The sequence below is a fragment of the Exiguobacterium sp. PHA03 genome, from assembly GCF_041945985.1.
GTDB lineage: Bacteria > Bacillota > Bacilli > Exiguobacteriales > Exiguobacteriaceae > Exiguobacterium_A.
Genome location: NZ_JAUTYQ010000005.1, coordinates 45,724 through 54,202 on the forward strand (window position 1 = coordinate 45,724; position 8,479 = coordinate 54,202).

Annotated in this window: 8 protein-coding genes; all 8 read right to left on the reverse strand. The window is 47.3% G+C overall.

Annotated elements, in window-relative coordinates:
- Complete coding sequence (ispF, locus tag Q7C19_RS15205; protein WP_029343079.1) at positions 1-483, reverse strand: 2-C-methyl-D-erythritol 2,4-cyclodiphosphate synthase; 483 nt, start codon at positions 481-483, stop codon at positions 1-3.
- 2 nt (positions 484-485) lie between these two features.
- On the reverse strand, positions 486-1,169 hold the full coding sequence (gene ispD / locus Q7C19_RS15210) for a 2-C-methyl-D-erythritol 4-phosphate cytidylyltransferase (protein ID WP_035413128.1): 684 nt from the start codon (positions 1,167-1,169) through the stop codon (positions 486-488).
- A gap of 131 nt (positions 1,170-1,300) precedes the next feature.
- On the reverse strand, positions 1,301-2,386 hold the full coding sequence (locus tag Q7C19_RS15215; protein WP_290754263.1) for a PIN/TRAM domain-containing protein: 1,086 nt from the start codon (positions 2,384-2,386) through the stop codon (positions 1,301-1,303).
- Positions 2,387-2,513: 127 nt separating this feature from the next.
- Positions 2,514-3,890, reverse strand: coding sequence for a DNA repair protein RadA (gene radA / locus Q7C19_RS15220; protein WP_375092396.1), 1,377 nt, complete (start codon positions 3,888-3,890; stop codon positions 2,514-2,516).
- Positions 3,891-3,965: 75 nt separating this feature from the next.
- Positions 3,966-6,413 (reverse strand): ATP-dependent protease ATP-binding subunit ClpC, encoded by a 2,448-nt coding sequence (clpC, locus tag Q7C19_RS15225; protein WP_035413120.1) that lies wholly within the window; start codon positions 6,411-6,413, stop codon positions 3,966-3,968.
- The gene (locus Q7C19_RS15230) at positions 6,413-7,486 is read right to left on the reverse strand and encodes a protein arginine kinase (protein ID WP_290754255.1); all 1,074 of its coding nucleotides are present in this window, start codon (positions 7,484-7,486) and stop codon (positions 6,413-6,415) included. The genes clpC and Q7C19_RS15230 overlap by 1 nt, the downstream gene beginning before the upstream one ends.
- Positions 7,479-7,907, reverse strand: a complete 429-nt coding sequence (locus tag Q7C19_RS15235) for a hypothetical protein (protein ID WP_023466580.1) — start codon at positions 7,905-7,907, stop codon at positions 7,479-7,481. The genes Q7C19_RS15230 and Q7C19_RS15235 overlap by 8 nt, the downstream gene beginning before the upstream one ends.
- Before the next feature lie 25 nt (positions 7,908-7,932).
- Positions 7,933-8,388, reverse strand: coding sequence for a CtsR family transcriptional regulator (locus Q7C19_RS15240; RefSeq protein WP_023466578.1), 456 nt, complete (start codon positions 8,386-8,388; stop codon positions 7,933-7,935).
- Between the last annotated feature and the right edge of the window lie 91 nt (positions 8,389-8,479).

The following is an 8,479-nucleotide window of genomic DNA, read 5'->3' on the forward strand; positions in this document are numbered from 1 at the left end:
TTATTCTTCGATTCGTTTCAGTAGAATCACTGCTTGACAAGCGATTCCCTCTTCTCGTCCCGTAAAACCTAACCATTCCGTTGTCGTTGCCTTGACATTGATCTGTTCAATGTCCGCTTCGAGTAATTCTGCGATCCGAGCGCGCATCGTGTCGATGTACGGACGAAGCTTTGGTGCCTGTGCGATGACTGTCGCATCTAGGTTGCCAAGCTCATACCCTTGTTGTTTAACGAGCGCGTAGACATGCTGCAGTAATTTTGCTGAATCCGCATCCTTGAATTCAGGATCCGTATCCGGAAAATGTTTTCCGATATCCCCCGCTGCAATCGCACCAAGTGCTGCGTCGGCAATCGTATGTAACAAAACGTCTGCATCCGAATGACCGAGCAATCCTTTCGTATGCGGAATCTCAATGCCGCCTAAAATCAATTTCCGATCCTCTGCAAAGGCATGTACATCAAAACCTTGTCCAATTCGAATCATCGTCATTTCCCTCGTTTCATTAGAATTGCTTCACCGAACCATAGATCGTCCGGTGTCGTCATCTTGATATTTTCGTAGTGACCGTGGACGATCGTTACTTTTCCTCCGTCCCATTCTATCAAACTTGCATCATCGGTTCCTAGGTATTTTGTTGCCGCTTTTTCATGAACCGTGCGAATCGTTGCAAGATCAAATGCTTGTGGTGTCTGGGCTGCCATCAAGTGTTCTCGCGGAACGGTCTCACTGATGTGATTCGCTTCGATCCGTTTGACGGTGTCTTTGATCGGTACGGCGAGAATCGCTGCTTGATCCAACACTGCCGCCTGGACGACCGCATGAATCGCTTCTTGTGAAATGAACGGTCGAGCCCCATCATGAATCAGGACGATCCCTTCGCCTTCTAATGCCTCAAGACCACGGAGAACACTTTCTTGACGTTCGGCACCACCCGCAACCAGTTTGATGGCTGTCGCATAGGACGAAGTGACGTGCGTAAACCAGTCTTTCTCCATTGGATTGATCGCAAGAACGATTTCCGCACATGCCGGGTCCGCCTCGAAGACATCTAGTGTCCAAGCGATGATTGGACGGTCTCTTAGTTCAAGCATCAATTTATTACGATCTGCGCCCATCCGCTTACCGGCACCGGCAGCGGGGATGACGACGCGATATGTGGCTGTAGACATCTCATTCCCTCTTTTCTATCTCACTGATCATCGTGATCCATTCCATCACACCGAAAACGGACTCGATCATGAAATCGAATCCGTTGCGGGTCTATCTGAATGCCTCTCGATATCTCTCTAGGCATAGTGTCTCATTTTTCCTGTGGTTTCGCAAAAATCATTCGTCCAGCTGACGTCTGTAAGACACTCGTGACGACGACGCCAATCGTTTTCGAGATCAGGTGTTTTCCACCTTCGACGACGACCATCGTTCCATCTTCGAGATAGGCGATCCCTTGCTTTTGTTCTTTCCCTTCCTTGATGACAAGGACGGTCATTTCTTCTCCTGGAATGACGACTTGTTTGACCGCATTCGCCAGGTCATTGATGTTAAGGACAGGAACATGTCGGACTTCACAGACTTTGTTTAAGTTATAGTCGTTCGTGACGACGATTCCTTTAACGAGTTCCGCAAGTTTGATCAATTTGATGTCGACTTCCGGTACATCCTCGAAGTCGCCATCATAAATTTCGACCTCGACTCCAGGGATCTCTTGTAATTCTTTTAAGACATCGAGCCCGCGGCGTCCACGGTTTCGTTTCAACGTATCAGAAGAATCCGCGATGTACTGCAACTCACCGATGACGAATTGCGGAACGATCAGTTTCCCTTCGACGAAGCCTGTTTTCGTGATATCTGTGATTCGTCCGTCGATGATGACGCTCGTATCGAGCACTTTACTATTCGACTTTGCTGGAACGACGACTTCAGGTGCCGTCTTTTTTTCACTTTGGTTGCTACGTAAGAAGATTTTCGTCAATTCATGACGTTTTCGATACCCGACCGTAAAGCCGAGATATCCGAATAACGCGGTCACGAAGATCGTTAAGACATTACTGAGGACAGGAATCCCAACTAAGTCGATTAACGTACTGACGAGAAATGCTAATACTAATCCGATCAACAAACCAAACGTACCAAAAAAGAGATCTGCTACTGGGGCTTTGACGAGTCGTTCTTCTAAAAATCGGAGAAGTCGAATTACCGAATCCGTAATGAATAATCCAATTAATAAGAATATGAGTGCACCAATCGTTCCAGTTACGTATTCGCTCATCAACCATGCCGGGAAAGTCGTACTTGTCGCTGTTTCAATCAATTGGAAAAACTGAGGAAGCAACAAGATCCCAAGGGCAAGTCCGAGTAATGCAAAAAATACCCGTATGACGATTTTCAATCTTCTCACCTCCTTTGCCTATTTTAAGTTCATTGTAACATGTACTCAATTGAACTACCTACGCCGGAAGGAGGGGAAACTGTTTACATATCCATTACAGTTCCCCCATTTTTTACGTCATCCCAGCTTAAAACGGAATTGTTTCGCGTAATGCTTCGTCCACGCTCTCGACACCGACGATCGTAATCCCGTCCGGATACGTCCAGCCTCCTAAGTTATTTTTCGGAATGATCGCTCGTGTAAAACCAAGTTTGGCTGCTTCTGCTACACGTTGCTCAATGCGCGATACACGACGAACTTCTCCCGTCAAACCGACCTCACCAATCACGACATCCGTCGGACGCGTCGGTTTGTCACGGAAACTAGAGGCAATGGCAACACAGACGGCTAAGTCGATCGCTGGTTCATCGAGCTTCACACCACCCGCTGCCTTGAGATAGGCATCTTGTGTTTGTAAGAGAAGACCCGATCGTTTCTCAAGAACGGCCATCAATAACGCTACTTTATTTTGATCGATTCCGGTCGCCATCCGTCTAGGATTCCCAAATGACGTCGGTGAAATCAATGCTTGCAGTTCGACGAGGACGGTTCGTGTCCCTTCCATTGAAGCAACGATCGTTGAACCGGATACGCCGGATGTCCGCTCTTCGAGGAAAATTTCTGACGGATTTAAGACCTCTTCAAGACCAGACTCCCGCATCTCAAAAATTCCGATCTCATTCGTTGAACCAAATCGATTTTTAACAGCACGCAGAATTCGAAACGTATGGTGACGTTCGCCTTCGAAATACAAGACAGCATCCACCATGTGCTCAAGTAAACGTGGTCCAGCAATCGAACCCTGTTTTGTAACGTGACCAACGATGAAGATCGCAATACCACGACTCTTTGCAATTTTCATCAGCATCGCCGTACATTCACGTACCTGTGTCACACTCCCGGGTGCGGACTGGATGTCATCAATGTAGACGGTTTGAATCGAGTCGATGATTAAAAACCGTGGCTGTTCTTCATCAACGACACGTTCAATCATGTTCATGTCCGTTTCACTGAGGACGAACAAATCCTGTGTCGGCAATCCAAGCCGTTCCGCGCGCAATTTGGTTTGTTTAAGCGATTCTTCCCCTGAGATGTAGAGCACTTTTTCACCACGTTGGGCAAGCCGTGCACTCGTCTGCAGTAAGATCGTCGACTTCCCGATCCCCGGGTCTCCTCCAACAAGCACCATCGAACCTGGAACGATGCCGCCTCCGAGGACACGGTCGAATTCACCACTTCCGGTAAAGACACGACTCTCTTCTTGCGAGACGATATTCGCGAGGCGTTCAGGCTTTAATTGTTTTGTCGTCGTATGAACAAAAGCGGCACCGCGCCGTCCTTTTTTTTCTTCGACGACTTCTTCGACCATCGTGTTCCATTCTCCGCATCCAGAACAACGTCCCATCCATTTCGGTGATTCAGTTCCACAGCTTTGGCAAACGAATTTTGTTTTTAACTTAGCCAATCGATTCATCCTTTCTGTTTCAAAAAAAGACCAGCTTCGCTCAGAAAGTGCGAAAGCTGGCCCTGTGCTCAGTGCTTATTCCGTTGCGGCAGAACTCACGTGATTCCGGCGAACGATGAATTCGTTCTCTTCGACATCAAGCGCAACATGCTCTCCTTTTTGGATATCACCTGCGAGCAATGCTTCTGACAACCGGTCTTCCGCTTCCCGTTGAAGGGCACGACGGATTGGACGTGCGCCGTACTCTGGATCGTACCCGATATCGGCGATCTTCGAGAGGGCAGCTGGTGTCAATTCGAAATGAATTTCCTGTTCAGCCAAACGTTTTTCAAGGGTTTTCGCCATCAACTTCACGATCTCTTCGATGTGCTGTTTCTCGAGTGAATGGAAGACGATCGTTTCATCGATCCGGTTCAAGAACTCTGGACGGAACGCCCGTTTGAGTTCTTCCATGACTTTATCTTTCATGTCTTTGTATTCGCGATCTGTATCTTCAGAAACAGCGAAGCCGACATATTTATTACGTTTAAGGGCACTTGCACCGACGTTCGACGTCATGACGATGATCGTGTTACGGAAATCAACCGTCCGACCTTTCGAGTCTGTTAAGCGTCCATCATCAAGTACTTGCAAGAGAATGTTGAAGACTTCCGGGTGCGCCTTCTCGATTTCATCAAGTAAGATGACCGAGTACGGTTTCCGGCGAACTTTTTCAGTCAATTGACCGCCTTCTTCGTAACCGACATATCCTGGAGGTGAACCGACGAGACGGCTCGTTGCATGTTTCTCCATGTACTCTGACATGTCGATCCGGATGATTGCATCCTCATCTCCGAACATCGCTTCGGCAACCGCACGGGCGAGTTCTGTCTTACCAACCCCAGTAGGACCGAGGAAGATGAACGAACCGATCGGACGTTTTGGATCTTTCAGTCCAGCACGTGCCCGACGAATGGCTTTTGAAATCGATTTAACGGCTTCGTTTTGACCGATGACACGATCGTGAAGGATTTCTTCGAGGCGAAGGAGACGATCCGTCTCTTCTTCCGCGATCTTCGTGACCGGTACACCTGTCCAGTTGGCAACGACTTGTGCGATGTCATCTTTTGTGACTTCAAGTTTTTCGTTGCCTTGTTTATTCTGCCATTCCTCTTTCAAACGCTCAAGCTCATCGCGTAATTTTTGTTCCGTGTCACGGAGGCTTGCTGCTTTTTCGAACTCTTGGCTTTGGACAGCTTCGTCCTTGTCCTTACGGATACCTTCGAGTTTCGCTTCGACTTCTTTTAAGTTCGGTGGTGCTGTGTATGAACGCAACCGAACTTTCGATGCCGCTTCATCGATCAAATCGATCGCTTTATCCGGAAGGAAACGATCCGAAATGTATCGATCCGACAATGTGACGGCTTCTTGAATCGCTTCGTCTGTGATCGTCACACGGTGGTGTGCTTCATAACGATCGCGAAGACCAAATAGGATTTGTGTCGCTTCATCCGTTGTTGGCTCTGCGACTTGAATCGGTTGGAAACGACGTTCGAGTGCCGCATCTTTTTCGATGTATTTCCGGTACTCATCAAGAGTCGTTGCTCCGATACACTGGAGTTCACCTCGTGCGAGCGATGGTTTAAGGATGTTCGATGCATCGATCGCACCTTCTGCTCCACCCGCTCCAATCAATGTATGCAACTCATCGATGAAGAGAATGATGTTCCCCGCTTGACGAATCTCATCCATGACCTTTTTCAAACGATCTTCGAATTCACCACGGTATTTCGTACCGGCAACGAGTGTTCCCATGTCGAGTACCATGACGCGTTTATTGCGTAACGTCTCCGGTACTTCATTGTTGATGATTTGTTGAGCGAGACCTTCGACGACAGCCGTTTTACCGACCCCTGGTTCCCCGATCAAGACTGGGTTATTCTTCGTCCGGCGGCTCAAGACTTCGATGACGCGTTGAATTTCTTTCGCACGACCGATAACTGGATCAAGACGTGTTTCACGCGCTTGTTGTGTCAAATCACGAGCAAGACCATCAAGCGTTGGTGTTGCGACACCTGAACCTGCTTGCGACGCGTTTGCTGTTGTTTCACTGTTCCCGAGCAACTGGAGTACTTGCTGACGGGCTTTTGAAAGACTGATGCCTAAGTTATTTAAGACACGAGCAGCAACGCCCTCTCCTTCTCGGATCAATCCGAGCAAGAGGTGTTCTGTTCCGACGTAAGAGTGACCGAGTTTACGTGCCTCATCCATTGATAACTCGATGACTTTTTTCGCACGTGGTGTATAGTGAATCGTCGTTGCACCATCTTGTCCGCGACCGATCAATGCTTCGACTTCCATCTGAATTTTATCTGAACTGAGACCGAGTGCTGTTAAGGCTTTCGCAGCGATTCCGTCTCCTTCACGTACAAGTCCGAGTAAAATGTGTTCTGTTCCGATATTGTGGTGCCCCAACCGTACTGCTTCTTCTTGAGCAAGTGCCAATACACGTTGTGCACGTTCTGTAAATCGTCCAAACATCATTATGCAAAACCTCCTTGTGTGTGATCCCTGTTTGTCTGTTCGGTTAACATCGTCCGAATTCGTTTCGCCCGTTCGATGTCCCGTTCTCTAGATGTTAATTGTTTCCCGAAATGCTTTTGTAGAAAACCTGTTTGTAATGAAACGAGCAGTTGATGAAAAAGATTTGGAGGAAGATTGACTTCTAGTCCCAGACTGTCTGCTAAGCGGACATCCGATAGCCGTTCCGTTGCTTCCCGCGCTGTAATCAGTCGAGCTGATGTCAGGATGCCATAGGAACGATATAGTCTGTCCTCTAGTTCTTCTTGATACATCTCCAATAATCCTTTTCGTGCTGCCTGTTCTGCTTCAATTAATGCTTCGACCGCAAATTGATAGTCCGTGATCAGCATATCCTCGCTTGCCCCAAGCGTCCGTTGGTTCGAAAGTTGGAACATGCGACCAGAAGCATCGCTTCCCTCACCGTAACGCCCACGAATCGCGAATCCTAACTGTCGTAAGTGTTTGATATAGCCTTGAATCTGATTCGTCAGGACTAGTCCCGGTAAGTGCAACATCACGGAAGCACGAAGACCTGTTCCGACGTTACTCGGACAAGTCGTTAAATAACCAAGCGTGTCATCAAAAGCAATTTTAAATCGTTCACTGATCAAGCGATCGACTTGTTTTGCGATCCGAAACGCTTCTTCAAGCTGTAGCCCAGGTAATAACGTCTGAATTCGAAAATGATCCTCTTCGTTTACCATGACACTGATCTGCTCATCTTCACTAATGAAGAGTCCTGTCCGTGGATGACTCGCTAACGCCGGACTAATTAGATGCTTTTCTACTAAAGCGGTTCGGGTCAGGACATCCGCCTGATCGACACGACCAAATCGGAACCCTTTCATCCCATTTAGTTGGCGTTCCGTCTCTTCAATGAGTGCATTGGCTTGTGCTTCTGACAACATCGTTGAGAACGGATAACGTGTCGTATTGCGCGCCAAACGGACTCGTGTCGAAACGACGATGTCGTCAAAGGGAGAAGATTGATTCATCGATTCGCTTAAAGGGTGTTGAAGCAACTCTTCAAACATGACGCAAATCCTCCTCGACACTCTCAATCTGTTGTTTTATGACTTCTGCTTCTTCATAATCTTCTGCTAAGATTTTGCGGTTGAGTTGTTCTTTGAGTCGACTAAGCTGCTGGTTTAATCGTTTTTCCACGGATTCCTCATCAGGGCGTGAACCATAATGTTGCGTATGACCGTGTTGGAACTGACGAACCATGCCGTCGACTTCGTCTTTGAAAAATGAATAACAAGTCGGGCAACCGACTTTACGAAGATGAAGCAATTGTTGACGGGTCATACCACAAGACGGACATGCCGTCCCTTGATATTCACGTGCTAACTCCCGTACACAAACCGAGCATAAGAACTTCTCATCGGTTTCTGACTCTTGTGGGAGTTTGACACGGACGATTGCTTCTCGTTCGCCACATCGTTGACAACGCATAGTGCATTCCTCCAATGTCCGACGACTAGAGTCGCTTCATGGTTTGAAGAAGCGTCCGCATCAAGTGGGCACGCATCCGGTGTTGATCTTCGACCGCCATTGGCAAACTCTCTTTTTGCAACAGCGATTGAATCAAAATAGCTTCCCGCCGCGTCAGTAATTGTTCGTTCATCAAACGAATCAAATAATCTTCTGCAGCTTGTTCCGTCAAATGATCACCGATCCATGAACTGACTTCGTCTAATAGATCGTGACTATCGAGCACAACGATTTTTTGAATCCGAATGTATCCACCGCCGCCCCGCTTACTTTCAACAAAATAACCCTTTTCGACCGTAAAACGAGTATTAATGACGTAATTGATTTGTGATGGAACACAGTCAAAACGTTGTGCAATTTCTTGACGTTTGATTTCAATCGTCTTTTCGTCGTGTAAAATTTGCTTTAAATAGGCTTCGATGATATCTGTGATGTTTTGCATTGGCACCACCTCTCTGACCATCTTTGACTATTGTTTGATTTAATAGTAATCATCTAAAAAAAGAAATGCAACTGATAAGGCTTTTTAGAAA